This is a genomic window from Planomonospora corallina (assembly GCF_042650625.1).
Taxonomy (GTDB): domain Bacteria; phylum Actinomycetota; class Actinomycetes; order Streptosporangiales; family Streptosporangiaceae; genus Planomonospora_B; species Planomonospora_B corallina.
This window is the reverse complement of the sequence record NZ_JBHSBM010000012.1, coordinates 176,334-201,743: the sequence shown is the minus strand read 5'-3', so window position 1 is coordinate 201,743 and position 25,410 is coordinate 176,334. Positions and strand designations below refer to the sequence as shown.

The following is a 25,410-nucleotide window of genomic DNA, read 5'->3' as shown; positions in this document are numbered from 1 at the left end:
CCGGGGACCGCACGGCGGCCCGGCGGCGCCCGGAGGGCCGGGGAGCGGCCGCGCGGCGCGGGCCTTCTCAGGACGCCCGGGCCGCGCCGTCCAGCTCCGCCTTCAGCGCGGCCGGGGTGGTGACCGGCATCCGGCAGGTGAAACCGCGGCAGACGTAGGCGGCCGGGGAGCCGTCGACTAGGCCGCGGCCCTCCAGGAGCGGGACCGGCGGGGACTCGGCGGAGCCGGGCTCGCCCACCGCCACCACCAGCCCCGGCACGGTCGACGTCAGCGCCGCCCGGTGCAGGGCGGCGGTGGCCGGGTCGTCCGCCGGTCCCACGACGGCCACCTCGACGGGGCCGGAGACGGCGGCCTGGGCGACGGCCAGTCCCCAGCCGGCGAACCTGGCGTGCTGGGCGGCCAGCACGCTCACCGTGCCGAGGGCCGCCTGCGCCGCCTCGCGGTGCCGCGCCGAGCCGGTCAGCGCCGCGTAGGACAGCAGCGCCCCGGCGGCGGCGAACTGCCCCGAGGGAGTGGCGTTGTCGGTGGGGTCCTGGGGGCGCTGGAACAGGCGCTCGGCGTCGTCGGCGGTGTCGTAGAAGCCGCCGGAGCCGTCGGAGAAGTGCCCCAGCACGACCTCCAGCAGCGCCCCGGCGCGCCGGAACCAGCGGGTCTCCCCGGTCACCGAGTAGAGCGCGAGCAGTCCCTCGGCCAGGTCCGCGTAGTCCTCCAGGACCCCCGCGTTGGCGCCGGCCCGGCCGTCGCGCGAGGTGCGCAGCAGCCGGTCGCCGTCCAGGTGGACCTCCTCCAGGAGGGCGGCCGCGTCCCGGGCCGCGGCCACCAGGTCGGGACGGTCGAACAGGGCCCCGGTCTCGGCGAGCGCGGCGATGGCCAGACCGTTCCAGGCGGCGACCACCTTGTCGTCGCGGCCGGGCCGTACCCGCTGGGAGCGGGCCGCCAGCAGGGCGGCGCGCACGCGTGCGAAGCGCTCGGGGTCGTCGGGGTCGTCGGGGAGCTGGAGCACCGAGGTGCCGTGCTCGAACGTCCCGGTCACGGAGAAGAGCCGGACCGCCCAGTCGCCGTCGTCGGCCCTGAGGACGTCCCGCAGCTGCTCGGGCGTCCAGACGTAGAACCTGCCCTCCACGCCCTCGCTGTCGGCGTCCAGGGCCGAGGCGAAGCCGCCCTGCGGGGTGCGCATCTCGGCCAGCAGCCAGTCGGCGGTCTCCAGCGCCACGCGCCTGCCCAGCACCGAGCCCGTGGCGCGCCACCAGTGCGCGTAGACCCGCAGCAGCAGCGCGTTGTCGTACAGCATCTTCTCGAAGTGGGGCACGACCCACGCGGCGTCCACGCTGTAGCGGGCGAACCCGCCGGCGAGCTGGTCGTAGATCCCGCCCCTGGCCATGGCCTCCAGCGTGCGCCCGGCCATGTCCAGCGCCTCGGGCCCGCCCTGCCGGAGCAGGAACTCCAGCGCCATGGACGGCGGGAACTTGGGCGCCCCGCCGAACCCGCCGCGGACCTGGTCGAAGGAGTCCGCCAGGCTGCGGACCGCCTGCTCCAGGGTGCCGGCCGAGGGGGCCGGCCCGGTGGGGAACGCCGCGCGCTCGTTCAGCGCCTCGACGATCTTCGACCCCTGGGTGAGCACGGCCTCGCGGTCGTTCTTCCAGGCGTTGGAGACCCCCATGAGCAGGCGCTGGAACTGGGGCCGGGGGAAGTAGGTGCCGGTGTAGAAGGGGTGGCCCTCCGGCGTGGCGAAGACCGTCATCGGCCAGCCGCCCTGGCCGGTCATCGCCTGGGTGGCCGTCATGTAGACGGCGTCGACGTCCGGCCGCTCCTCGCGGTCGACCTTCACGTTGACGAAGAGCTCGTTCATCAGCTCGGCGGTGCCGGGGTCCTCGAACGACTCGTGCGCCATGACGTGGCACCAGTGGCAGGCCGAGTAGCCCACGCTGACCAGCAGGGGGACGTCCCGCCGCCGTGCCTCGGCGAAGGCCTCGGGGCCCCACTCGAACCAGTGGACCGGGTTGTCGGCGTGCTGGAGCAGATAGGGACTGGTGGCGTCCTTCAACCGGTTCATGGCGGCCCTCCGCGAGCGAGGCGCGGGCCTTGTCCACCCGCGTGCACGGGGTCCTACCCGCGCAGTCACCCACCCTAGACCGGCGGGCGCGGGGAGATCGCGACCGGCCGGGCCGGAGCCGGGGACACGCCCGGGTGGCGGCGCGGGGTCGGTGTCCGGCAAAAATACGGATGTGGAATGCGATATCGGATGGCATTCACAGGGAGATACAGATATCCGAAACGAGTCGCCCGGTGGACATAACACGTGCCGGTGCCGCGGTGGCGCGGCATTGTCATAACAGAATCGTAAAAGTGTGCCGTCCGCCGCCCGGGTGCTGATTGGCTCTCCCGGGGTCATCCGGGTTAGTCTGTTCGTGGAATTCCGAACACTCGGCCCCCCCTTTCCTTCGATCGTACATTCGACCAGGCCTGTGTGGGTTTGGGCGGTGCCGTACAGAAAAGCGGTAGACCATGAACGCAGCGGATGAGAAGCAGACCGGAATCACCTCGAGCGTCCGGGACCTCCGTGACGTCCCGCTCGCCCTCGTCCGCGAGACGGAGTCCGCCGACATCGTGCGCCGGGTCCTCCCCGACTCCGCGGACGTCCCGCGCGTGTCCGTGGCGGCCTTCAACTCCTCCATCTGACGGGAGGGCGGGGCCGCCGTGAGCGAGCCCTCCGTGCCGTTCCGGCAGTTCGTGGTCAAGGTCCACAGCCGGTGCGACCTCGCGTGCGACCACTGCTACGTCTACGAGCACGCGGACCAGAGCTGGCGCAGGCGCCCCGGGGCGATGTCCGCCGAGACCGTCTCCTGGGTGGTCGTGCGCATCGCCGAACACGTCAAGGCGCACGGTCTCGACCGGGTGCACGTCGTCCTGCACGGCGGCGAGCCGCTCCTGGCGGGGCCCCGCGGACTCGGCCGCGTCGCGGCCGAGCTGCGCACCGGGCTCGACGGGATCTGCGATCTCGACCTGCGGGTGCACACCAACGGCGTGCTGCTCGACGAGCGCTTCTGCGACGTCTTCGCCGAGTACGGGGTCAAGGTGGGCGTCTCGCTCGACGGCGACCGCGCGGCCAACGACCGGCACCGGCGCTACGCCGACGGGCGCAGCAGCTACGACAAGGTCGTCCGGGCGATCGGGCTGCTGCGCGCGCGGCCGGAGCTGTACGCCGGTCTGCTGTGCACGATCGACGTCGCCAACGACCCCCTCGCGGTCTACCGCGCGCTCACCGCCCTCGAGCCGCCGCGGATCGACTTCCTGCTCCCGCACGCCACCTGGGACGACCCGCCGCCGCGCCCGTCCCCCACGGCCTACGCCGACTGGCTCATCGCGGTCTTCGAGGCGTGGGAGGCCGACGGCAGGGCCGTTCCGGTCCGGACGTTCGAGTCGATCATCCAGACCAGCGAGGGCGGGCCGAGCCTCACCGAGTCCCTCGGCCTCCAGCCGTCCGACCTGGTCGTCATCGAGACCGACGGCGGCTACGAGCAGGCCGACTCGCTGAAGACCGCCTTCGACGGGGCGCCGGAGACCGGCATGAACGTGCTGGAGCACACCCTCGACGAGGTCGCCCGGCACACCGGGATCCTCGCCCGGCAGCAGGGCCTGGACGGGCTGTGCGAGGAGTGCCGGGCCTGCCCGGTCGTGCGCAGCTGCGGCGGCGGGCTCTACGCGCACCGCTACCGGACCGGTTCCGGTTTCGCCAACCCCAGCGTGTACAGCCGGGACCTGTTCGCGCTCATCACCCACGTACGGCACAGGATGAGGAAGCCGACGGCCATGACCGCGACGACACCCGCCCAGGCCTCCGGACCGGCGCCCGCGACCCACGCCCTGCCCGAGGACGCCTTCGACGCCCTCGCCGCGGGGCTCGGCGGGCGGGCGGAGATCGCCTGCCTGTCCGAGGCGCAGCGCAGCCTGCGGCGCGCCCTGCTGGCCGCCGCGGGCCGGGCCGCCGGCGGGGGCGGCGCGGCCTGGGAGCTGCTCACCGAGCTGGACGGCGCGCACCCCGGCGCCGTCGAGGAGGTGCTGTCCCATCCGTACGTGCGGGTCTGGGCCGTCGAGCGGCTGCGCGGAGCACGCCACGCGGGCAACCCCGGCCATCCCGGTCATCCCGATCACCCCGGCCATCTCGCCAACATCGCCGCGGCCGCCGCGATCCGGGCCGGCGCCGCCGCCTCGCTCGACGTCGAGGTGCTCGACGGCTCGGTGCACCTGCCCACCCTCGGGGTGCTGCCCGCGGGCCCCGGCCGTACGGCCCGGCTGGAGACGGCGGGAGGCGCCCTCGCGCTCGACGGACGGGAGGCCGTCGTCCGGCACCCCGTCCGGCGGCTCCACGCCGGGGACTTCTCCGTCGCGCTGGAGGACACCGACCCGTTCCGGGACTGCCACCAGTGGCCGGCCGCCGCCCGCCTCGACGACGGACGGGCGGACGCCTGGCAGCGGCTCTTCGCGCGGGCGTGGGAGCTGATCGAGTCGGAGCACGCCGAGTACGCGCCGGGACTGCGGGAGGGGCTCACCACCGTGGTGCCGCTCGCCCCCGGCCCCGAGGGGCGGCAGGTGAGCTCGACCGCGCGGCAGGCCTTCGGCGCGGTCGCGGCGGCGCCGCCCGACGACCCCGCCACGCTGGCGCTCCTGTTGATCCACGAGTTCCAGCACGTCAAGCTGGGGGCGGTCCTGGACGTCCACGACCTGTACGACGAGCGGGACACCCGGCTCTTCTACGCGCCCTGGCGGGACGACCCGCGGCCGCTGGAAGGACTGCTCCAGGGCGCCTACGCCCACCTGGCGGTCACCGCGTTCTGGCGGGCGCGCCGCCACGCCGCGCCGGATCCGGCGCACGCGCAGTTCGCCCGCTGGCGGCGGCAGACGGCGGAGGCGGTCGAGACGCTCGCGGCCAGTGGCGCGCTGACCCCGCTGGGGGAGAGGTTCGTGGCGCGGATGCGCGGGACGGTCGTCCCGTGGCTGGACGAGCCGGTGCCCCGGGAGGCGGAGGAGACCGCCGCCCGGTGGTCGCGCGCGCACCGGGAGAGGTGGACGGTCCAGGCCGCGGGTCCCGCGTCCGGTGGTGCGCGGCAAAAGAGAACGTAACCACTTTCCCGGTAATCATCCCTTTCCTATAGTGAATGTCCTCAGGGAAGGGAGACGGATGGCGGCGCCGTACTCTCCGGGGGGTTACCAGGGGCCTTGTTTCTTCCTCAGCTACGCCCACGTACCGTCCATTGACGGAGTGAAAGGAAGCGACCCCAACCAGTGGGTCGAAAGGCTCTTCCGCGCCCTATGTGACTACATTCTCCACCACACGGACCTGCCGCCCGACGCGGTGGGCTACATGGACCGGGAACTGCGGACGGGGGAGAACTGGCCGCGCGCCCTGTCCGAGCAGCTCTCCACCTGCCGGGTGTTCGTCCCGCTCTACTCGCCCCGCTACTTCGAGAGCGAGGCCTGCGGCAAGGAGTGGGCCTCCTTCACGGGGCGGGCCGCCGACCACGTCGCGGCCGGCGGGGTGATGCCCAACGCGATCGTCCCCGCCCTGTGGACGCCGGTCAGGCTGGAGTCGATGCCCCAGGTGGCGAAGGACATCCAGTTCAACCACACAGAACTCGGGCCGCACTACGCGGACAAGGGCTTCTACGGGATCATGAAGCTCAAGAAGTACCATCACCACTACCAGAACGCCGTCCACGAACTCGGGCGGCGGATCATCGAGGTGGCGGAGAGCACGCCGATGCCGCGGGGCGACATCCCCAACTTCACCGAGGCCCGCAACGTGTTCGCCGACAGCAAGCCCGAACGGCCGATCACGGTGACGGTGGTGGCCCCCGACGTGGCGACCCTCCCGCCGGGACGCGAGCCGTACCACTACGGCAGGACGCCCGTCGAGTGGGACCCGTACCGGACGGACGACGGCTCCCGCCCGCTGGCGTCCCGCGTCGCCGAGACGGCGCGGTCGCGGGGGTTCCTGCCGGAGGTCGGCACCCTGGACGAGCACGCCGAGATGCTCGCCGGCGACGAGGCCCAGGCGCCGGGGGTGATGCTGGTCGACCCGTGGGCGACGATCGACCACGGCTGCAAGCAGGCCCTGCAGCCGGTGGACAGGCCGGGGCGCCCCTGGGTGGCGGTCATGGTCCCGTGGAACCGGCAGGACGCGCAGACGGTGAAGTACCAGGACGGGCTCAGGACCCACTTGCGCAAGGCCCTCGCCAACAAACTCGCCGAGCCGGAGTCCCGGCCGCACATCCCCACCTTCGACGACTTCCAGGAGATGCTGCCCGACGTCCTGCGCAGGGCGGAGCAGCGGTACCTCAGCCGAGCCCCGGCCTACCCGCCGGAGGGCGACAGGATCGACCGTCCCAAGCTGAACAGGCCCGAGGAGTGACCGTGAGCGAAGGAAAGGTCATCACCTTCTACTCGTACAAGGGCGGCACCGGGCGCACCATGGCGCTGGCCAACGTGGCGTGGATCCTCGCCAGCGCGGGCAAGCGGGTGCTCGTGGTGGACTGGGACCTGGAGTCGCCCGGCCTGCACAAGTTCTTCGGCCCCTTCCTCGCGCCGGGGGTGGCCACCACCACGCCGGGCGTCATCGACCTGATCTCCGACTACCAGTGGGCGGCGATGCGCAACGAGCCCCGCCCCGGCGACTGGCACAAGAAGTACGCCAAGGCGGAGAAGCACGCGATCTCCATCGACTGGGAGTTCCCCGGCAGCGGCACCCTCGACTTCCTCTCGCCCGGCCGGGCCAACTACGACTACTCCTCGACGATGTCGGGCTTCAACTGGGATACCTTCTACGACCGGCAGGGCGGCGGCCAGTTCTTCGACGCGCTGCGCGCCGACATGAAGGCGTGCTACGACTACACCCTGATCGACAGCCGGACCGGCGCCAGCGACATCGCGGGCATCTGCACGGTCCAGATGCCCGACATCCTCGTCGACTGCTTCACCCTGGCCAACCAGGGCATCGACGGGGCCTCGAAGATGGCCAGGGACATCGACGAGCGCTACCGCGAGCGCAACATCCGGATCTTCCCGGTCCCCATGCGCATCGACACGGGCGAGAAGGAGCGCTCCGACATCGGGCGCGCCGTGGCGCGGCGGAAGTTCGAGGGCTTCCCCCGGGGCATGACGGCGGAGGAGACCGACGCCTACTGGGCGTCCGTCGAGGTCCCCTACATGCCCTTCTACGCCTTCGAGGAGATCCTCGCGGCCTTCGGCGACGAGCCGGGAAGGCCCGCCTCGCTGCTGGCCGCGTTCGAGCGGCTCACGGCGGCGATCACCGGGGGGGAGGTCTCCTCCTGCCTCCGGCTGGAGGAGAGCGTCCGGCTGCGCTACCTGGAGATGTTCCTGCGGCGGCACCCCGCGCTCCAGACCGACGTGCACGTCAGCTACGCGCACGAGGACCGGATGTGGGCGGACTGGATCGCGGCGGTGCTCGACCGCCACGGCTACCGGGTCTCGCTGCGCGGCATCGACACCGACGGGAACGCGCCGGCCGACGGCGAGCCGCCCAGGACCCTGGCCGTGCTCTCCGAGGCGTACGTGCGCGCCCCCCGGGCGCTGGAGACGTGGTCGAGGCTGACGGCGGGCGAGGCCGCGGGGCGGGGGGAGCTGATCCCGGTGCGGATCACCGCCGCGCGCTTCCCCGCGCCGTTCGGCGACCGGGTGCTGACCGACCTCACCGAGACCGGCGAGCGGATGGCGGCCCGGAGGCTGCTGAGGGCCGTCGGCAGGACCGACGACGTGTCGGGCGACGACGCGTCCTCCGGGGGCGCGCGCTTCCCCGGGAGCAAACCGCAGGTGTGGAACCTCTCCGCCCGCAACGCCTCCTTCACCGGGCGCGGCACGCTCCTGGAGGAGCTCCGCGGCCAGCTCGTGGGCGGGAGCACCGCGGTGGTGCTGCCGCAGACGCTCTACGGCCTGGGCGGCGTGGGCAAGACGCAGGTCGCGCTGGAGTACGCCCACCGCTTCCAGGCCGACTACGACCTGGTCTGGTGGGTGCCGTCCGAGGACCGCGAGCGCATCAACGCCTCGTTCGAGGAGCTGGCCCCGAAGCTCGGCGTGCACGTCGGCGAGAGCATCGCCGAGGTCGTGGGCTCGGTGCGGGAGGCGCTCCGCCTCGGCCAGCCGTACGCCCGCTGGCTGCTGATCTTCGACAACGCCGAGGACCCCGACGCGCTGCGGGACTTCCTGCCCGGCGGGACGGGCCACGTGGTGATCACCTCGCGGAACCAGGCGTGGTCGAGCGTCGCCGCGCCCCTGGAGGTCGACGTCTTCAGCCGGCAGGAGAGCCTGGAGCACCTGCGCCGCCGGGTTCCCGGCCTGGCCGAGCAGGACGCGCTGCAGGTGGCCGCCGCGCTGGGCCATCTGCCGATCGCCGTGGAGCAGGCGGCCGCGTGGCTGGCCGAGACGGGCATGCCCGCCGCCACCTTCGTGGAGCAGCTGGAGTCCGAGACCGCCCGGGTGCTGTCCATGGGGCAGCCCCGCGACTACCCCCACCCGGTGGCGGTCACCTGGAGCCTCTCGCTCGCCCAGCTGCGGGAGAGGTCGCCGGCCTCGGTGCGGCTGCTCGAGCTGTGCGCCTTCTTCGCCCCCGAGCCGATCTCCATGTCCCTGCTCTACGGCGACGAGATGATCCGCGCGCTCCTGCCGTACGACGACACGCTGCGCGAGAAGCTGGTGATGGGCCGGGTCATCCAGGAGGTCGGCAGGTTCGCGCTGGCCAAGGTGGACCAGGGCAACAACACCATCCAGGTGCACCGCCTCGTGCAGCTCGTCATCCGCGACCAGATGACGGACGAGGAGCAGGAGACGGCCTGCCACGAGGTGCACCGCATCCTGGTGGGGGCCCGGCCGCGCCAGGGCGAGGTGGACGACCCGGAGAACTGGTCCCGCTACGACCTCATCTGGCAGCACCTGCAGCCCTCCCGGGCGGTCGAGTGCACGGAGGAGGAGACCCGGCAGCTGCTCACCGACCGGGTCCGCTACCTGTGGAAGCGCGGCGACTTCGACAGCGCGCTGGACCTCGGGGACCGCCTGGCCGACTACTGGGAGCGGACCTTCGGCACCGAGGACCGCCAGCGCCTGCACCTGCTGTTCAACGTGGCCAACGTCAAGCGCTACCAGGGCAAGTACCACGAGGCCAGGGAGCTGGACGAGTGGGTGCACGCCATGCAGCGCCGGGTGATCGGCGACCGGCACCCCCACACGCTCATGACCGCCGGAGGGCTCGCCTCCGACCTGCGAGGCCTCGGTGAGTACGACAGGTCCCTGGAGATGGACAGGGAGACCTTCCAGCGCTGGAAGGACCTGTACGGCGAGGACTACCCCCGCACCCTGGCCGCCGCGAACAACCTGGCGCTCTCCTACCGGCTCGTCGGGGACAGCCACAACGCCCGGGAACTCGACCAGGACACCCTCCGGCGGCGAGAGCGGGTGCTCGGGCCCACCCACCCCTACACGCTCTACTCGGCCACGCAGCTCGCCCGCGACCTGCGGGAGACCGGCGCCTACCGCGAGTCGGTGGGGATCCTGCGGAGCACCCTGCAGCAGTACCGGGAGACCTTGGGCGAGAGCTTCGTCGACACCCTCCGGGCGGCCAAGAGCCTGGCGGTCTCCCTGCGCAAGGCGGGCGAGCAGCTCGAGGCCTGGCAGCTCGCCAAGGAGACCGAGGAGCGCTACAACAGCCGCTACCCGGGCACCCCCGAGACGCTGGCCGCGACGCTGGAGCTGGCCTGCTGCGAGTCGGCGCTGGGCGAGAAGGAAGCGGCGCGCGACCGCGCGGCGGGCATCGTGCGCATCTACCGCGACAGCCTCGGGCCGGACCATCCCAGCACGCTGATCGCGCGCAACAACCTCGCCATCTACCTGCGCGGCACCGGCGAGGTCGACCGGGCGCTGCCCCAGGCGGAGGAGGTGCTCGACGGCCTGCGCGCCTCGCTCGGGCCGGCCCACCCCTTCACCCTGTCCGCCGCCGTCAACCTGGCCAACTGCCTGGGCGACGCGGGCAGGCTCGACGAGGCCGGGGAACTGGAGCGCCGGACGCTCGACGAGCTGCGGGACACGCTCGGCGCCGCCCACCCGGACGCGCTCGCGTGCGAGGCCAACCTGGCGGTGACGCTCCAGGCGGCGGGCCGTACGGCCGAGGCGGAACGGCTGCGGGACAGGACGCTGGCCGCCAAGGCGCGCGTGCTGGGCGAGAACCACCCCCTGCTGGAGCACCTGCGGCAGTGGCGGCGGATCAACCGCGACCTGGAGCCTCAGCCGTTCTGACCCGTACGGCGGGGCCGCTCACCCGGAGGCGAGCCAGATCAGCGTCTCGGGCATGACGTGGAGCGCGCCGAAGTGGGCGGCTCCCGGCTGGATGATGACCGTCGCGCCGGGGATGCGCCGGCCGAGCCAGCGCGCGTGCCCGACGGGGGAGAAGACGTCCTCGTCGCCGTGCCAGAGCAGGGTCGGCACGGTGATGACGGCCGGGTCGAAGCCCCACGGGGTGCTGAAGGCCACCGCGTCGTCCACCCAGCCGGCCGCGGAGTCCCGCAGCGCCTCGGCGAAGTTCCTGGCCAGCATCCGCCTGATGCCGAAGTCGGCGACGACGTGGCGGTCGGGCTCGGGCAGCTCCGTCTCGAGCGCCGGGACCATCCGGGTCGGATCGGCCCTGACCTCCTCGGCGAGGGGGGCCAGCAGCTCGGTGATCTCGCCGTGCCCCTGGGCCGCGGCGGTGTACTCGATCACGTTGGAGCGCGACATGCCCTCGAACCAGTCGAGTCCCTCGGCGCAGCGCGGGGCCAGCGGGACCAGCGCCGCGACCTTGGTGGTGCGGTCCGGCAGCAGGGCCGCGCAGGCCAGCGCGTGCGGGGCGCCGCCCGAGCGGCCGAGCACCGCGAACCGCTCGATGCCGAGGAAGTCGGCGATGGCCGCCACGTCGGCCGCCACGTCGGCGACGCGCCGGCCGGGGAACCGGTCGGACAGGCCGTACCCCGGGCGGTCGTAGGTGATGAGCCGGATGCCCATGCGGTAGAGGACCGTGGGCCTGGGCGAGGGGCCGACCCTGCTGCCGGGGGTGCCGTGCAGCAGGAAGACCGGAGCCCCCTCCGGCACCCCGCTCTCGTCGACCGCCAGTGTCCTTCCGCTCGGTGTCCTCACCAGTACCGTCAAGATTGCCTCCCCGTTGCCCGCCTATGTCAGATATTTCCCTTGCAGAAGGGTTTTGTCCCCTGGCGATCGGGTGCGTGCTCCCCGGCGGTCCCTCCCGGGGGCGGGAGGGGAGGCGTAGGCTCACGAGATGTGGACCTCGACTTCGTCTGTGTGCACGCAGGCCGCCCCGCCGCCGCGCTGACCCGGCGCGACGTGGCCCGGGCGCTCCTCGCGGTGCCCTCGGGAGTGGCGCTGGTGGCCCTGGCCGACCTGCGGCGGGCCCTGCTGGCGGCGGGCAACCCGCTCTCGCCCGCCTTCTGGGAGTCGGCCAGGACGGCGCTGGGCGCGATCGAGTCGGGGAGCGCGACCATCGGCGACGTGCAGCGGTGGCTGGAGTCCACCGGCACCGAGCCCCTCCTGCTGACCCGGAACTTCTTCGTCTGGCCGGAGGAGGACGAGCGGGGCCCGGTCGCCGCGGAGATGTTCGGCCGGCTGGTCGCCCGCCTGGAGGAGCTGGTCGCCGCCGGGGAGATCGATCCGGACGCGCTCGCCCGCGGAGACGCGGGCGCCCGCAGGGCCTACGAGGAGCTGCAGGAGCGGTGGCTGTCCAGCCCGCTGCCCGACGGCAGGGTCCCGGAGGCGGTGGTCGACGAGGAGCAGGACGAGGAGCTGTTCGCGGCCTGGGACGAGGAGGAGGCGTTCGCCCTCGACGAGCTGCGGCGCATCCTCGCGGAGCTGCCCGATCCGGTGCGGCCCGAGGCCGAGCTGCGGGCCGCGGGCGCGCGGCTGCGCCGGGTGCTGGCCGAGCCGGGGTATCCCGGGAACGTGCTGCGGGCGTGCGCCGGCTACGGCGACGGGCCGCTGCCCGGCGACGACGAGGAGCTCTGGCTGGCGGTCACGGCGGGCGTCGCCGGACCGGTCTCCGACCTGCCGGAGGACGACGACACGGTGGAGGGGTTCGCCGACCTCGAGGCCGGGCTGAGCCCCGAGGACTCCGCGCTCGCCTCGCTGTGCGCGATCCACCACGCGGACTGGCTGGCCGCGGTGGCCGCCCTGGCCAGACGCGGCCCCGGGGTGCTGGCCTCACCCGAGAGGATCGCCCGGCTCATCGCCGAGTCCGACGACATCGACGTGGACATGGACGAGCCGGAGGACCTGGCGGCGACCGAGACGCTGTTCGGCTCGGTCGCGCCGCTCTGGGAGACGCTGGGGATCGTCGACCGCAGCGGGATCCTCACCCCGCTGGGCCACTGGGGCCTTCCCCGGGCCCTGGAGCGCGCCTGGTCGGCGACGGACGCGCTCGGCGACTGAGGCGCCGGGCGGCGTGCCGACGGCCCCGGTCGCGGTGGCGAGACCGGCCGCGCCGAGGGAAGGCGGCGGTGGCGGGACCGGCAGCGGCCGGGTGCGCCGGCCGCCGAGGACCGAGGCGGGCCTACTTGGACTGCGCGGCGCCGTCGGGCTTCTTGTCCGTCTTCTCGCCGGGCTTGCTCTCGTCGGGGAGGTCGATCTTCGAGATCTGCTTCCGCATCGACTTGACGAGGAGGAAGAGCGCGAACCCGATCGCCGCCACGACGAGGAAGCCCAGCAGACCCGGGGTGACGTCGTTCGGGTCGAAGGCATCGAGAGCAATCACACCTTCAGTCTGCCACCGCCACCCCGTGGTCGTGTCAGGGGCAGGCCGGGGCCACGTCGTCGGCGTGGATCCCGGCGAACAGGTCGTCCTCGGGCAGCTCGGTGTCCACCAGGGAGCGGGCCAGGTGGTAGTCCTCGGTCGGCCAGACCTCCTGCTGCAGCTCGCGGGGGCAGACGAACCAGAACCCGTCCGGGTCGACCTGGGTGGCGTGCGCGAGCAGCGCCCGGTCGCGGACCTCGAAGTAGTCGCCGCAGGGGACGCGGCTGGTCACCGGCCACTTCTGCGGGCGGTCCTCCCAGCGGGCGATCCAGTCGGCGTACGGCGAGCCGATGCCGCGCGAGGTCATCGCCTCGTGCAGCGCCTCGAACCGCTCCTTGGTGAAGCCCATGTGGTAGTAGAGCTTCAGCGGCTGCCAGGGCTGACCGGTCCCGGGATAGCGGTCGGGGTCGCCCGCGGCCTCGAAGGCCTCCACCGAGACGCGGTTGGTCATGATGTGGTCGGGGTGCGGGTAGCCGCCGTCGTCGTCGTAGGTGAGGATGACGTGCGGCCTGAACTCGCGCACCGCCGCGACCAGCGGCGCCGCGGCGACCTCGAGCGGCTGGAGCGCGAAGCAGCCCTCGGGCAGCGGCTCGCTCTCGTCCTCCGGCAGGCCGGAGTCGACGAACCCCAGGAAACGCTGCTGGACCCCGAGGATCTCGCGGGCCCGGTCCATCTCCTGGCGGCGCACCTCGCCGATGTTCTCGAGGATCTCGGGGCGGTCCATCTTGGGGTTCAGGATCGAGCCGCGCTCCCCTCCGGTGAGGGTGCACACGAGCACGTCCACGCCTTCGGCCACGTAGCGCGCCATGGTGGCGGCGCCCTTGCTCGACTCGTCGTCAGGATGCGCGTGAACGGCCATCAGCCTCAGCGGTGCACTCACGGGCTCGACGTCTCCTCTTCAACGGTTCAACGGTGCCGCTCGGGTCCCCGCGCCTCGCGCGTTGGCCTGGATCACTCCAGGGAGAGGCTAGTTTCTCTATGGCGGTCGCGAGGGCGGGACCCACGCGGGGGACAATTGTCTCGGATAACGCCGAGGTAGTGCAGGGAGATTCCGTCATGGCCACCAGCGAGGCCGACCAGGGCCGTTTCGAGGGTCCCGTCCTCGGCACCCCCGGTGACTTCCCCGACCGCCCGGAGCGCAGGGGGCGCTTCGTGGTGCACGTGGTGATCGCGATCCTGTGCGCGGTGACCGCGGGCGGCTGGGGCTACGTGATGTGGGCGGCCAAGGGCGAGACGGAGGTCATCAACCAGGTCATCGCCTTCGACGTCGATCAGGGGGGCCACGCGGAGATCACCTTCGAGGTGGTCAAGCCCGCCGAGCGCGCCGCGGTCTGCCGGCTGCAGGCCATGGACGTCAACCACGCCCAGGTCGGGACTCGGGAGGTGGAAATACCCGCCGGTGAGGGGTATGTCCGCCTTACTGAGCGGCTACAGCTCAGTGCTCCGGCGACATCCGCAGACGTCGAGTACTGCTATCTCGTATAGTGAGACATTTGGGGAAGCGTTCGACCGGTTGACTTGTTAGCCTTTCGAGATTCGATCGTCCGCTACCCAGCACGATGCCCCACAGAGGAAGCAAGGAGAACCCGTGGCCGACTCCCACAACGAGAGCGTCACCTGGCTGACTCAGGAGGCGTACGACCGCCTCAAGCAGGAGTACGAATACCTCTCGGGGCGCGGGCGCGTCGAAATCGCCAAGAAGATCGAGGCCGCCCGCGAGGAGGGCGACCTGCGGGAGAACGGCGGCTACCACGCGGCCAAGGACGAGCAGGGCAAGATGGAGGCCCGCATCTTCCACCTCCGCCAGATCCTGGACAGCGCCAAGGTCGGCGAGGCCCCGCGCACCGAGGGCGTCGTCGGGCCGGGCATGACCGTCACGGTCCGCTTCGAGGGCGACGACGAGGAGGTCACGTTCCTGCTGGCCTCCCGCGAGGAGAGCGGCGCCCCGATCGACGTCTACTCGCCCAAGTCCCCGCTCGGCGCGGCGATCAACGGCAAGAAGATCGGCGAGAAGGCCACCTACACGATGCCCAACGGCCGCTCCAACACCGTGGAGATCCTCGAGGCCGTGCCGTACAACGGCGGCAACTGACCCGCGGCGACGGACGATCCGCCGGGACCCGGGTCCCGGCGGATCGCCATGTCCGCCAGTCCTTTTCCATTCCCTCCTGTGACCATGAGGCGGGTAGGGAGCGATTCGACGCCTTCGCGTGCATCCGGAAGCGATGTGCGGCAGGCTCGTAGGGCCGGGCGCCCAGCGGGTGCCCGCAAGGGGATGGCACCGGACGTGAGGGGGCGAGGTGTTCGAGCGGCGGCCGCGCGTGTCCGGTCTGCTCCGGGAGATCCGCCGAGACCTCGCCTACGGCTCCGGACTCCGGCTCCGGCACGGCCGGCGTGACATCGGCGTGCAGGGACAGATGGTCCCGGTCATCGCGTTCCTGCTGGTCGCGGTGGTCGTGGCCGACTTCGTGGTGCTCGGCCAGCTGACGGAGCAGGAACGGGGCCGGGATCCGGAGACCGTCGCCGTGCGCAGGCCCGCCGAACGCCCCGCCGGTGGTGCCGACGCCGCCGGCGGCGCTCCGGCGGCGCCGAGCGCCGCGCCCGCGGCCCCGCCGGCCGTCGCCCCGCTCATCCGGATGCGCGAGCCCAACCTGTTCGTGGTGGCGCACCGGCCGCTGAGCTCGGCCGTGGTGGCCCGGGCGGCCCGGATCAAGGGGATCCGGGCGATCGAGCGCGCCGACGCGGCCGAGGTCGTGCTGGACGGCAAGCGCGTGCAGACCCTGGGCGTGGACCCCTCCACCTTCCGCGCCTACACGCCACGGCCGACCGCCAGGTCCGACAAGCTCTGGCAGAACGTCGCGGCCGGTGAGATCGCCGTCTCCTTCGTCCTCGGCAACGACGGGGGCATGGAGCTGGGCCGCACCGTCACCGGCGGCGGGCACGCCCTGCGGGTGGGCGCCTACGCCACGATGGGCATGGGCGCGGTCGACGCGGTGGTCTCCCGGCAGACGGCCCGGCGGCTGGGCATCCCGGAGGACAACGCCCTGGTGGTGAGCGCGCCGGGCGCCGACTCCGCCAGGCTTCGCGCCGCCCTGCTCAAGGTCCTGCCGAAAGGCAGCCAGGTGGTCACGGTCAACCCGGTCCTCGCGGCCTCCCCGCGGAAGGTCTGGCCCGCCTCGGCCTTCATGAACGCCGCCCAGACCCGGACCGTGCTCGCCGCGGCGGCGAGCAAGCTCGGCAGGCCGTACGTGTGGGGGGCCGAGGGGCCGGACGCCTTCGACTGCTCCGGGCTGGTCCAGTGGGCCTACGCGCAGGCGGGCGTCCGGGTGCCCCGGGTGACGCACCAGCAGTTCGTCTCCGGCCCGCAGGTCCCGCTCGACCAGGCGCAGCCGGGCGACCTGCTGTTCTGGCGCCATGACCCGACCAACCCCGGATACGTCTCGCACGTGGCGATCTACTGGGGCGACGGGAAGATGCTGCACGCCCCGCGGACCGGGGACGTGGTCAAGCTGGTCCCGGTCACCACGAAGAACTTCGCCGGGGCCGTCCGGGTCAGCCCGCACTTCGCCGCCCTGGCCCGCTGAGCGGGCGGGCCTCCCGGGGGCGCCGGGCGGGGCGCGGGCCACCCGGCCCCATGTCCGTCAGGCTCTGTCCGCCAGGCTCTGTCCGTCAGGCTCCGCGTCCGCACGCCGGAGCCGTCCGCCGCACGCGGCGGGTCAGGGACGCAGTCCCGACTCCAGCAGGGCGAGGGCCTCGTCGACGGCGTCGGCCATCGGGCGGGCGCCGCCGCTCTCCGCCCAGGTGAACAGGGCGGGGATCATGGCCCCGACCACCGCGCCGGCGGCCGTGCGGCCGAGCGGGTCGTCGGGGTCGCGGCCCATGCGCTCGGACAGGGGGCGGGCGAGCATGTCGATGGTGGCCATCATGTTGTCGACGGTGCGGGCCCGCAGCGTGGGATGGCTGATCTGGAGCCTGGTCCGGGCGAGGATCTGCCGCTCCTCCTCGGGGGGGATGCGGGTGAAGGCCGCCCGCATCGTGGCGCGCAGCGCGGGCACCGGCGCCAGCCCGGGGGGCTGGGCGGCCAGCGCCTCCAGGATCACCGGGTCGTAGTCGTCGGTGAGGACCACGTCCTCCTTGGTCGGGAAGTAGCGGAAGAACGTGCTGGGCGAGACCTCGGCGGCCTCCGCGATCTGCTCGACCGTCGTCGCCTCGTAGCCCTGCTCGGCGAACAACCGCAGGGCCTGCTCCTGGATCGTCCGCCGAGTCCTGGCCTTCTTGCGTTCGCGCAGTCCCTCAGCGCGCGGAGGTGAGCTCATGCGCCGATTCTCGCGCCTCGCCCGCGCGCATGAACACCGCGGTGGCCGCGGCGCCCGCCAGCGCCAGGGCGGCGCAGACCAGCAGCACCGCGTCCATCCCGGCGACGAACGCCTCCCGCGCGGCCGCGGCGAGCGCCGGGTCGCCGAGCCGTACGGCCGCAGCCACGGAGTCCCGCGCGGCCCCGGGGGCGCCTGCGGGCAGGCCGCCGGTGTAGACGGCGGTCAGCAGGCCGCCCAGTCCCGCGACGCCGAACGCGCCGCCGACCTGGCGGAGCGTCTGCAGCGTGCCGGAGCCGGCGCCCGTCCGGTCCTCGGGCAGCACGGCGAGCACGCCGTCCATGGCCGGGACCATCGCCGCCCCCACCCCGAACCCCGCGACGGTCAGCCAGGCGGCGGTGAAGCCGTACCCGGAGGAGACGCCGGTCAGGCCGCCGAGGGCGAGCCCGGCCGCGAGCACGGTCAGGCCGGCGGGCATGAGCACGCGCAGGTCCAGCCGGCCCAGCAGCTTCTCGCCGGCCAGCCCGCCCGCCATCAGGCCCGCCACCATGGGGATGACGCGGAGCCCGGTGCCGAAGGCGTCGTGCCCTCCGACGGCCTGCAGGTGGAGCGGGACGACGAACAGCACGCCCATCAGGGTCAGGGAGACGAGGGTCGCGCCGATGGAGCCCCAGAGGAAGACGCGGTCGGCGAAGAGCCGCAGGTCCATCATCGGCGCGGGGGAGCGGGCCTCCACCGCGGCGAAGGCGCCGAGCAGGACCAGTCCGGAGACGAGCGCGGCCAGCACGGGCGGGGACGTCCAGCCGGCCTCGGGCGCCTCGATCACGCCGTAGACGAGCGCGGTGAGCCCGCCCACCGAGAGCAGGGCGCCGGGCAGGTCGACGCGGGGACGGCGCTCGTCGCGGGACTCGGGCAGCAGCAGCGCGGCGGCCACCAGGGCGACCGCCACCACGGGGATGTTGATCAGGAAGATCGACCCCCACCAGAAGCGGTCGAGCAGGTAACCGCCCATGATCGGTCCCAGCGGCAGGCCGAGGGCCATGCCCGCGGACCAGGCCGCGATGGCCTTCGCGCGCTCGTGGGGGGCGAACAGGCTCGGCAGGATCGACACGGACAGGGGCATGACCAGGGCCGCGCCGACGCCGAGGAGCACGCGGGCGGCGACGAGCGACGCCGGGCCGCCGGCCAGTGTCGCGAGGGCGGAGGCCGCGCCGAAGACGGCCAGCCCGGCCAGCAGGAGCCGCTTGCGCCCGAACCGGTCACCGAGGGCGCCCGCGGGAAGCATGAGGGCGGCGAAGGGGATCAGGTAGGCGTCCACGATCCACTGCAGCTCTCCGGTCGAGGCGCCGAGGTCCACGGCGAGCGTGGGCAGGGCGACGTTGAGGATCGTGGCGTCCAGTCCGATGACCAGGACGCTGAGCACCAGGGCGGTGAGGGCCCACCAGCGGCGGGGAGAAGTGGAAGAGACCATGTTTTGAGAGTAACTCTCAAAAAGTAGCTGCTGTCAAAAAATTTCCTGGCCTCCTCCGAGTGGTTATGTAATGCTGATTACATGGAAAGTGGAGAAGCGGAAGTGATGCTGCGCGGGTGGTTCTCCGGGCGGCTGCCGGAGGGCTGGTTCCAGGAGGCCCCGGAGATCACGCTGGACCGGGAGGAGATCGCGGTGGTGGGGGTGATCCGCCCGCCCGCGCTCGGCGAGGACGTCACGGAGACCGAACGGGCCGCCGCGCTGGAGGGGGCCGTGCAGCGCTTCAGGGAGGAGACCCGGGAGCGGCGCATCGAGATCGCCCGCGAGGCCGAGCACCGGTTCCGCCGGAAGGTGTCCTGGGGGGTCCGGGTGGACGGCCTGAGGGTGATGTTCACCACACTCTCGGTCCCCGTCATGACCCGGCTCCGCCAGCCCGAGCGGCGCGTGCTCGACACCCTGGTGGCCGCCGGCGTGGCGCGCAGTCGCAGCGACGCGCTCGCCTGGTGCGTGCGCCTGGTGGGCAGGAACACCGACTCCTGGCTGGCCGAGTTGAGGGAGGCGCTCCAGCAGGTCGACCGGGTCCGCGCCGCCGGCCCCGACGTGGCACCCTGAGGCGGAGCGGGAAAAAGACCGGGAAATTGGTCTGGACCTGTCACTGAATTGGTTTAGACCTCCGCCGGTGGCCTATACCAATGTCACTCGCGGGTCATTTAAACATGTTTCTTCTGGGTAGAGGAGAAGAATCATCGCGGCCCCTGCCAGCCCATACGGACGCCGACGGCACCGGCGGGGGCCCGCAGAGGCAGGCGGCCGGAGCGAATTCACTGGTCTAATCCAATTGGATCGCATCCGGTTTATTGCCGATGATGATTCCGCCCTGAGAAGCGTGAAGGAGCCGCCACAGTGACCGCAACGGTTGACGTATCCGCCCCCAGCCCGACCACCCACAAGGAACTGATCGCCTGGGTCAATGAGATCGCCGAGCTGACCCGCCCGGACCGGATCGAATGGTGCGACGGCTCGGAAGCGGAGTGGACACGCCTGACGAACCTGCTGGTCGAGCGGGGCACCTTCAAGCGCCTCGCCAAACGGCAGAACAGCTTCTACGCGGTCTCCGACCCGACCGACGTCGCCCGCGTGGAGGACCGCACCTTCATCTGCTCCGAGAAGGAGGAGGACGCCGGGCCGACCAACAACTGGATCGCCCCCGGCGAGATGCGCGAGACCTTCGGCGAGCTGTTCGCCGGATGCATGCGCGGGCGCACCATGTACGTGGTGCCGTTCTGCATGGGACCGCTCGGCGGGGAGATCTCCCAGCTCGGCGTCGAGATCACCGACTCGCCCTACGTGGTCGTGTCGATGCGGATCATGACCAGGATGGGCGAGCCCGCCCTCCGGCTCATCGAGGAGCGCGGCGACTTCGTCAAGGCCGTGCATTCGGTCGGCGCGCCCCTGGAGCCCGGCCAGGCCGACGTGCCGTGGCCGTGCAGCTCCACCAAGTACATCAGCCACTTCCCCGAGACCCGCGAGATCTGGTCCTACGGCTCCGGGTACGGCGGCAACGCCCTGCTCGGCAAGAAGTGCTACGCGCTGCGCATCGCCAGCACCATGGCCCGCGACGAGGGCTGGCTGGCCGAGCACATGCTCATCCTCAAGCTCACCCCGCCGGAGGGGGAGACCCGCTACATCGCGGCGGCGTTCCCGTCCGCGTGCGGCAAGACCAACCTGGCCATGCTCCAGCCGACGATCCCCGGCTGGAAGGTCGAGACGATCGGCGACGACATCGCCTGGATGCGCTTCGGCGAGGACGGCCGGCTGTACGCGATCAACCCGGAGGCCGGTTTCTTCGGCGTGGCGCCCGGCACCGGCGAGTCCACCAACGCCAACGCGATCAAGACGCTCTGGGGCAACAGCATCTTCACCAACGTCGCGCTCACCGACGACGGCGACGTGTGGTGGGAGGGCCTGACCGACGAGCCCCCGGCGCACCTGACCGACTGGAAGGGCCGCGACTGGACGCCGGACGGCGACGAGCCGGCCGCCCATCCGAACGCCCGGTTCACCACCCCGGCGGGCCAGTGCCCGACCATCGCCCCCGAGTGGCAGGACCCGAAGGGCGTGCCGATCTCGGCGATCCTCTTCGGCGGGCGCCGCGCCACCGCCGTCCCGCTCGTCACCGAGGCGCGCAGCTGGGACCACGGCGTCTTCATCGGGGCGAACATCGCCTCCGAGAAGACCGCCGCCGCCGAGGGCAAGGTCGGCGAGCTGCGCCGCGACCCCTTCGCGATGCTGCCGTTCTGCGGCTACAACATGGGCGACTACTTCGCCCACTGGGTCAGGATCGGCAAGCGCGAGGGCGCCCGGCTGCCGCGCATCTACTACGTGAACTGGTTCCGCAAGAACGCCGAGGGCAGGTTCATCTGGCCCGGCTTCGGCGAGAACAGCCGCGTGCTCAAGTGGATCGTGGACCGCCTCAACGGCCGCGCCGAGGCCGTCGAGACGCCCATCGGCCTGCTCCCGGCCGCGCTGGACACCGAGGGCCTCGACCTGCCGGAGGAGGACCTGAGGACGCTCCTGTCCGTGGACAGGGAGGTCTGGAAGGAGGAGGCGAGGCTCATCCCGCCCTTCTTCGAGACCTTCGGCGACCACGTGCCCAAGGAGCTCTGGGACGAGTACGACGCCCTGGTCGAGCGCCTGGGCTGATCCGGCCGGCGGGCGGGGACCGGGTCCCCGCCCGCCGCGCGGCCGAATCGAGACGTTCCGGCGGAAACTTCCGCGCGGTTCCGCGCGTCTACCTGGCAGACGGGGAGCAGTCCCCCTTCCCTCCAGGAGGCGAGCATGGAAGTCGCGCTGTTCGTCATCGCGATGCTCCTGATCGTGACGGTCATCACCACGGCGGCGGTCGTGAGCGGGGCGCAGAGCGCCGTCCGCGGAGTCGCCGCCCGCCACCACGGCGCGCCGCTCTCCCCCTACCATCTGGCCTATCTGGCCGGCGGGCCGCGCCGGGCGGTCAACACCGCGCTGGCCATGCTGGCCCGCGGCGGCGGCATCCGCGTCGCGCGCGGCGGGCAGATCAGCCTCGTCGCCGGGGCGCCGCCGTCCCCGGACGGCCTCGAGCAGGCCGTCCTGTCGTTCCTGGCCTCCGGGTCCGGCTCCCGCCCGGTCGGAGAGGTGCGCCGCGCCGTGGCCGAGGGCCCGGCGATGGCCTCCCTGCGCGACCACCTGACGAGTCTGGGCCTGCTGGTGCCCGACGGCGCGCTCGACCGCGCCCGGAGCCTGCTGAACCGGCTGCTGTTCGTCTCGCTGGCCGCGGCGATCGTGGAGGCCGCCGTGCTCGTCCCGGGCCTCGTGGCGAGCGGCGGCCACGGGCTGGCCGTCGGCGCGCTCGTGATCGGCGCGGCGGCGACGGCGACCGGGTTCATCACCTACGGCGTGCAGCGCGCGGCGGTGCGCAACGTGCTCACCCGTGCCGGCCACGACGTGCTCGCCGCCGCCCGCCGCGTGCACGTCCGCGGCGCCCGGCCGGTCCAGGGCGACCCGGCCCTCGCCGTCGGCGCCCCCGTCGCCCTGTACGGCCTGAGCCAGGTCGACGACCCCGCGGTGGAGGAGGAGCTGAGGAAGGACGACGGCGGGGCCTCCTCCGCGGCCGTGTCCGGCGCGTGCGGCGGCGGCTCGGGGAGCTCCGGGGACGTCTCCTACGGCGGCGGGGACTTCGGCTCGGGAGGCTGGGGCGGGGGCGACTTCGGAGGCTCCGGCGACTCGGGCGGCGGCTCCAGCTGCGGGGGCGGTTCCAGCTGCGGCGGCGGCGGAGGTTGCGGGAGCGGCGGGTGACGGCGGTTCGGCGGACGGCGGGTGGACGCCCGTGAGCGGCAGGCTCGGCGTCGGCATCGGCTGGCGGCCGGAGATCGACCTGACCGTGGAGCGGCTGCCCGGCGTCGACTTCGTCGAGGTGGTCGCGGAGAACGTGCGCCCGGACCGGCTCCCGGAGTCGCTGCGGGTGCTCCGCGCCCGGGGCGTGCCGGTGATCCCGCACGGGGTCGGACTGGGGCTGGGCGGCGCCGAGCCGCCGGAGGAGGCCCGGCTGGCGCACCTGGCGGCGTGCGCGCGGGCGCTGGACGCGCCGCTGGTCAGCGAGCACGTGGCCTTCGTGCGGGCGGGCGGCCTGGAGGCGGGCCACCTGCTCCCGGTCCCGCGCACCCGGCGGGCGCTCGCGATCCTGACGGAGAACGTGCGGCGGGCGCAGGACGCCCTCCCGGTGCCGCTGGCGCTGGAGAACGTGGCGGCGCTGTTCGGCTGGCCGGAGGACGAGATGACCGAGGCGGAGTTCCTCGGCGAACTGGTGGAGCGGACCGGCGTCAAGCTCCTCGTCGACGTGGCCAACCTCTACACCAACCAGGTCAACCTGGGCCTGCCGGCCGTCGCCGCGCTGGACGCCCTGCCGCTGTCCGAACTCGCCTACGTCCACGTCGCCGGCGGTCACGAGCACGACGGCGTCTGGCACGACACCCACACCGCCCACGTCCCCGCCGACGTCCTGGAGGTCCTGTCGGAGCTGTGCGCCCGGGTGGACCCGCCCGGGGTGCTGCTGGAGTGGGACGCCGACTACCCGAGCGACGAGGCCCTGGCGGCGGAGCTGGACCGCATCCGCGGTGCGATGGCCCGTGGCTGACCCCCGGGAGCCGGTGCGGGCGGAACCGGCGGCCGGCCGCGAGGAGCTGGCGGCCGGCCGCGAGGAGCTGGCGAGGGCGCAGGCGGAGCTGGTGGCCGCGCTGGTGGCGGGGGCGCAGCCGCCTCCCGGCTTCGACGCCGGGCGGCTGCGGATCCAGACGGCGAGCCTGGTCGCCAAGCGGCGGAGAGTGGTGGCCCGGCTCCGTCCGGACCTCGCCGCGGCCCTCGGCGGCGACTTCGCGCGGGAGTTCACCGCCTACGCGCGGAGCCGGCCCAAACCGCCCGGCGGCTACCGCGCCGACGCCGGGGGGTTCGCCGAGTACCTCAGGCGGAGCGGCCGGATCGCGGAGGAGCCCCGCCCGGCCCCGCCCGCCGCGCCCGGCGGCCGGTGGATCCGGTGGATCCGGCCGGCCCGGTGGCTGGGCGGAGGGCGGACCGCCCCGCCCGGCGGCCGTCCGGCAGAGAGGGCCGAGCCGTCCGATGGGCAGGGCTGAGCCGCCCGATGGGCAGGGCTGAGCCGCCCGGCGGGAGCCCGCTGACGGTCCGGGGCGCGGGACACGGGGCGGCTCTGGTGGTGAACGGGACGTTTTGCCGGGCTGGGGGAGGATACGCTCCCTGACGTGGGGCAACTTCGCTGCGTTGATGGGTCGTGCCTGGTCGTCACGCCGGTGGCGTGCCTGGACAGCGTCGGCGAGCCGTACGAGGTCACACTGGAACTGCGCCGCGACGGCGTGCCGTACGGGACGGTGGGGGAGCGGTGCGGCTGGTTCCTCGCCCGGCTGGCGAGGGGGGTCGCGCAGGCGCGCGCCGACCGGACGGGACGGTGGCCCGACCCGGACGACCGCTTCCCCGAACCGCCGGGCCGCTCCGGGCCGGGGGACGGCCGAGGGGAGGGCCGGAGGGACGGCTGCGCGGACGAGGACGGCGAACTGTTCGCTTTTCGTTACCGGAGCAGGAGGGGCGTCCTCGACGGGGGCGAGCTCCGCTGCCGGCTGCGCACGATCCCCGTCTGGGCTCCCGGCGAGCGCGGGGGCGCGGGCGGGTGGCGGCTGACCAGGAGGGCGCTGCTGGAGGCGTGGGGGAGCGGCGGTGTGGGGCTGCGGGCCGTGCTCACCTCCGCGGAGCTGGCCGGCTTCGTCCAGGAGCTCGTCGAGGAGGCGGAGGAGTGCCTGCGGCCGCGGGTGCCGGGCGGCGCCGCGCGGACCTGAGGGCCGCCGGTGCGCCCGCCGGTCCGGCGGGTGAGCCGAGAGGTGCCGGAACCGGGCGATAATTGCCTGTCGGCGTCCGCAGGCTACGGGCGCTCGCGGGAGGGAATCCACATGGGCGTGCGCGATCTCGTCTACCGGCTGTACGAGCGCCGGCTGGAAGGCAAGCTGTCCCGCCACCCGGAGATGGTCCCCCGCCATGTCGGCGTCATCGTGGACGGCAACCGCCGCTGGGCCCGCGCGATGGGCATCGACGACGTCAGCCGGGGCCACCGCAAGGGGGCCGACAAGATCTCCGAGCTGCTCTGCTGGTGCCGGGAGGCCGGGGTCGAGGTCGTCACCGTGTGGCTGCTGTCCAGTGAGAACATCAACCGCTCCAAGGACGAGCTCGAACCCCTCATGAAGATCATCGAGGACGTGGTGCAGGAGCTCGTGGCGGCGGGCTGGCACATCAAGCCGATGGGAGCGCTCGATCTTCTGCCCGATCACACGGCGCGTGTCCTCAAAGAGGCAAAAGAAGCCACATCGCACCGTCCAGGTTTGATTGTGAACGTTGCGGTTGGGTATGGAGGAAGGCGTGAGATCGCTGATGCGGTGCGCTCCCTCCTGCTGGAGCACGCCAGCAAGGGGGCGACCATCGAGGACCTCGTCGAGGTCCTCGATGTGGAGCACATCGCGGAGCATCTCTACACGCGCGGCCAGCCCGACCCGGACCTGGTCATCCGGACCTCGGGAGAGCAGCGGCTCTCCGGATTCCTGCTCTGGCAGAGCGCCCACTCGGAGTTCTATTTCTGCGAGGCCTACTGGCCTGACTTCCGCAGAATCGACTTCCTGCGGGCTCTCCGCTCCTACGCCGCGCGGCACCGCCGGTACGGAACCTGAAACGCAATGTGAAACCTGTCTTTCGGTCACGTTCGACCC

The 25,410-nt window shown here is 72.9% G+C and carries 21 protein-coding genes; 15 read left to right on the top strand and 6 right to left on the bottom strand.

Translation table 11 applies throughout. The features are described 5' to 3' along the window. Nucleotides 1-67: 67 nt before the first annotated feature. A complete protein-coding gene (locus ACFOWE_RS08865; protein WP_377286692.1) occupies nt 68-2,053 on the bottom strand; it encodes a thioredoxin domain-containing protein in 1,986 nt (661 codons plus the stop codon). A 452-nt stretch (nt 2,054-2,505) separates the two neighbouring features. Between ACFOWE_RS08865 and ACFOWE_RS08860 the strand changes: the two genes are divergently transcribed. From ACFOWE_RS08860 to fxsT, 4 genes are read left to right on the top strand one after another with little or no spacing between them, the layout of a single operon-like run. Further along, a complete protein-coding gene (locus ACFOWE_RS08860) occupies nt 2,506-2,679 on the top strand; it encodes a hypothetical protein (RefSeq protein WP_377286691.1) in 174 nt (57 codons plus the stop codon). A gap of 18 nt (nt 2,680-2,697) precedes the next feature. Next, nucleotides 2,698-5,121, top strand: coding sequence for an FxsB family cyclophane-forming radical SAM/SPASM peptide maturase (locus ACFOWE_RS08855; RefSeq protein WP_377286689.1), 2,424 nt, complete (start codon nt 2,698-2,700; stop codon nt 5,119-5,121). Nucleotides 5,122-5,179: 58 nt separating this feature from the next. Continuing rightward, nucleotides 5,180-6,409: a TIR-like protein FxsC gene (locus ACFOWE_RS08850; protein WP_377286688.1), complete on the top strand. Its 1,230-nt coding sequence runs from the start codon at nt 5,180-5,182 to the stop codon at nt 6,407-6,409. A 2-nt stretch (nt 6,410-6,411) separates the two neighbouring features. Beyond that, nucleotides 6,412-10,299: an FxSxx-COOH system tetratricopeptide repeat protein gene (gene fxsT, locus ACFOWE_RS08845; RefSeq protein ID WP_377286687.1), complete on the top strand. Its 3,888-nt coding sequence runs from the start codon at nt 6,412-6,414 to the stop codon at nt 10,297-10,299. A gap of 18 nt (nt 10,300-10,317) precedes the next feature. Here fxsT and ACFOWE_RS08840 read toward each other — a convergent pair whose 3' ends face one another. Next, nucleotides 10,318-11,184 (bottom strand): alpha/beta fold hydrolase, encoded by an 867-nt coding sequence (locus tag ACFOWE_RS08840; protein ID WP_377286686.1) that lies wholly within the window; start codon nt 11,182-11,184, stop codon nt 10,318-10,320. A gap of 129 nt (nt 11,185-11,313) precedes the next feature. Here ACFOWE_RS08840 and ACFOWE_RS08835 point away from each other — a divergent pair, with 129 nt between their 5' ends. After that, nucleotides 11,314-12,474 carry a hypothetical protein gene (locus ACFOWE_RS08835; protein WP_377286684.1) on the top strand — a complete coding sequence of 387 codons (1,161 nt, stop codon included), beginning with the start codon at nt 11,314-11,316 and terminating at the stop codon, nt 12,472-12,474. A 121-nt stretch (nt 12,475-12,595) separates the two neighbouring features. On the opposite strand, the gene ACFOWE_RS08830 is transcribed toward ACFOWE_RS08835, so the two are convergent. Both ACFOWE_RS08830 and mca read right to left on the bottom strand, forming a co-directional pair. Then, a complete protein-coding gene (locus ACFOWE_RS08830; protein ID WP_377286683.1) occupies nt 12,596-12,796 on the bottom strand; it encodes a hypothetical protein in 201 nt (66 codons plus the stop codon). Between the two features lie 34 nt (nt 12,797-12,830). Beyond that, a complete protein-coding gene (mca, locus tag ACFOWE_RS08825; RefSeq protein ID WP_377286681.1) occupies nt 12,831-13,715 on the bottom strand; it encodes a mycothiol conjugate amidase Mca in 885 nt (294 codons plus the stop codon). Between the two features lie 176 nt (nt 13,716-13,891). Between mca and ACFOWE_RS08820 the strand changes: the two genes are divergently transcribed. The 3 genes from ACFOWE_RS08820 to ACFOWE_RS08810 all read left to right on the top strand — a co-directional run bounded on the left by ACFOWE_RS08820 (nt 13,892) and on the right by ACFOWE_RS08810 (nt 16,419). After that, nucleotides 13,892-14,320 (top strand): DUF4307 domain-containing protein, encoded by a 429-nt coding sequence (locus ACFOWE_RS08820; RefSeq protein ID WP_377286680.1) that lies wholly within the window; start codon nt 13,892-13,894, stop codon nt 14,318-14,320. A 103-nt stretch (nt 14,321-14,423) separates the two neighbouring features. Next, the gene (gene greA / locus ACFOWE_RS08815) at nt 14,424-14,927 is read left to right on the top strand and encodes a transcription elongation factor GreA (protein WP_377286679.1); all 504 of its coding nucleotides are present in this window, start codon (nt 14,424-14,426) and stop codon (nt 14,925-14,927) included. Nucleotides 14,928-15,135: 208 nt separating this feature from the next. Further along, on the top strand, nt 15,136-16,419 hold the full coding sequence (locus ACFOWE_RS08810; protein WP_377286678.1) for a C40 family peptidase: 1,284 nt from the start codon (nt 15,136-15,138) through the stop codon (nt 16,417-16,419). Between the two features lie 132 nt (nt 16,420-16,551). Here ACFOWE_RS08810 and ACFOWE_RS08805 read toward each other — a convergent pair whose 3' ends face one another. Further along, nucleotides 16,552-17,151: an acyl-CoA-like ligand-binding transcription factor gene (locus tag ACFOWE_RS08805; protein ID WP_377286677.1), complete on the bottom strand. Its 600-nt coding sequence runs from the start codon at nt 17,149-17,151 to the stop codon at nt 16,552-16,554. Next, nucleotides 17,129-18,619 (bottom strand): MFS transporter, encoded by a 1,491-nt coding sequence (locus ACFOWE_RS08800; protein WP_377286676.1) that lies wholly within the window; start codon nt 18,617-18,619, stop codon nt 17,129-17,131. Before ACFOWE_RS08800 ends, ACFOWE_RS08805 begins: the two co-directional genes overlap by 23 nt. An 81-nt stretch (nt 18,620-18,700) precedes the next feature. On the opposite strand from ACFOWE_RS08800, the gene ACFOWE_RS08795 reads away from it, so the two are divergent. The 7 genes from ACFOWE_RS08795 (at nt 18,701) to ACFOWE_RS08765 (ending at nt 25,371) form a co-directional block, all read left to right on the top strand. After that, nucleotides 18,701-19,228 (top strand): hypothetical protein, encoded by a 528-nt coding sequence (locus ACFOWE_RS08795; RefSeq protein ID WP_377286675.1) that lies wholly within the window; start codon nt 18,701-18,703, stop codon nt 19,226-19,228. Between the two features lie 291 nt (nt 19,229-19,519). Then, a complete protein-coding gene (locus ACFOWE_RS08790; protein WP_377286673.1) occupies nt 19,520-21,319 on the top strand; it encodes a phosphoenolpyruvate carboxykinase (GTP) in 1,800 nt (599 codons plus the stop codon). A gap of 135 nt (nt 21,320-21,454) precedes the next feature. Further along, nucleotides 21,455-22,447 (top strand): TIGR04222 domain-containing membrane protein, encoded by a 993-nt coding sequence (locus ACFOWE_RS08785; RefSeq protein WP_377286671.1) that lies wholly within the window; start codon nt 21,455-21,457, stop codon nt 22,445-22,447. Between the two features lie 31 nt (nt 22,448-22,478). Continuing rightward, the gene (locus ACFOWE_RS08780; protein WP_377286670.1) at nt 22,479-23,285 is read left to right on the top strand and encodes a DUF692 domain-containing protein; all 807 of its coding nucleotides are present in this window, start codon (nt 22,479-22,481) and stop codon (nt 23,283-23,285) included. Continuing rightward, a complete protein-coding gene (locus ACFOWE_RS08775) occupies nt 23,278-23,778 on the top strand; it encodes a hypothetical protein (RefSeq protein ID WP_377286669.1) in 501 nt (166 codons plus the stop codon). The genes ACFOWE_RS08780 and ACFOWE_RS08775 overlap by 8 nt, the downstream gene beginning before the upstream one ends. A 126-nt stretch (nt 23,779-23,904) precedes the next feature. After that, nucleotides 23,905-24,492, top strand: coding sequence for a hypothetical protein (locus ACFOWE_RS08770; protein ID WP_377286668.1), 588 nt, complete (start codon nt 23,905-23,907; stop codon nt 24,490-24,492). Nucleotides 24,493-24,603: 111 nt separating this feature from the next. Continuing rightward, a complete protein-coding gene (locus ACFOWE_RS08765) occupies nt 24,604-25,371 on the top strand; it encodes an isoprenyl transferase (RefSeq protein ID WP_377286667.1) in 768 nt (255 codons plus the stop codon). Nucleotides 25,372-25,410: the final 39 nt, after the last annotated feature.

What these genes read in the sequence shown, in the direction of transcription:
- ACFOWE_RS08865 (WP_377286692.1), bottom strand. Translation starts at nt 2,053, where the DNA reads ATGAACCGGTTGAAGGACGCCACCAGTCCCTATCTGCTCCAGCACGCC.
- ACFOWE_RS08860 (WP_377286691.1), top strand. Translation starts at nt 2,506, where the DNA reads ATGAACGCAGCGGATGAGAAGCAGACCGGAATCACCTCGAGCGTCCGG.
- ACFOWE_RS08850 (WP_377286688.1), top strand. Translation starts at nt 5,180, where the DNA reads ATGGCGGCGCCGTACTCTCCGGGGGGTTACCAGGGGCCTTGTTTCTTC.
- ACFOWE_RS08820 (WP_377286680.1), top strand. Translation starts at nt 13,892, where the DNA reads ATGGCCACCAGCGAGGCCGACCAGGGCCGTTTCGAGGGTCCCGTCCTC.
- ACFOWE_RS08805 (WP_377286677.1), bottom strand. Translation starts at nt 17,151, where the DNA reads ATGAGCTCACCTCCGCGCGCTGAGGGACTGCGCGAACGCAAGAAGGCC.
- ACFOWE_RS08800 (WP_377286676.1), bottom strand. Translation starts at nt 18,619, where the DNA reads ATGGTCTCTTCCACTTCTCCCCGCCGCTGGTGGGCCCTCACCGCCCTG.
- ACFOWE_RS08795 (WP_377286675.1), top strand. Translation starts at nt 18,701, where the DNA reads ATGGAAAGTGGAGAAGCGGAAGTGATGCTGCGCGGGTGGTTCTCCGGG.
- ACFOWE_RS08785 (WP_377286671.1), top strand. Translation starts at nt 21,455, where the DNA reads ATGGAAGTCGCGCTGTTCGTCATCGCGATGCTCCTGATCGTGACGGTC.
- ACFOWE_RS08765 (WP_377286667.1), top strand. Translation starts at nt 24,604, where the DNA reads ATGGGCGTGCGCGATCTCGTCTACCGGCTGTACGAGCGCCGGCTGGAA.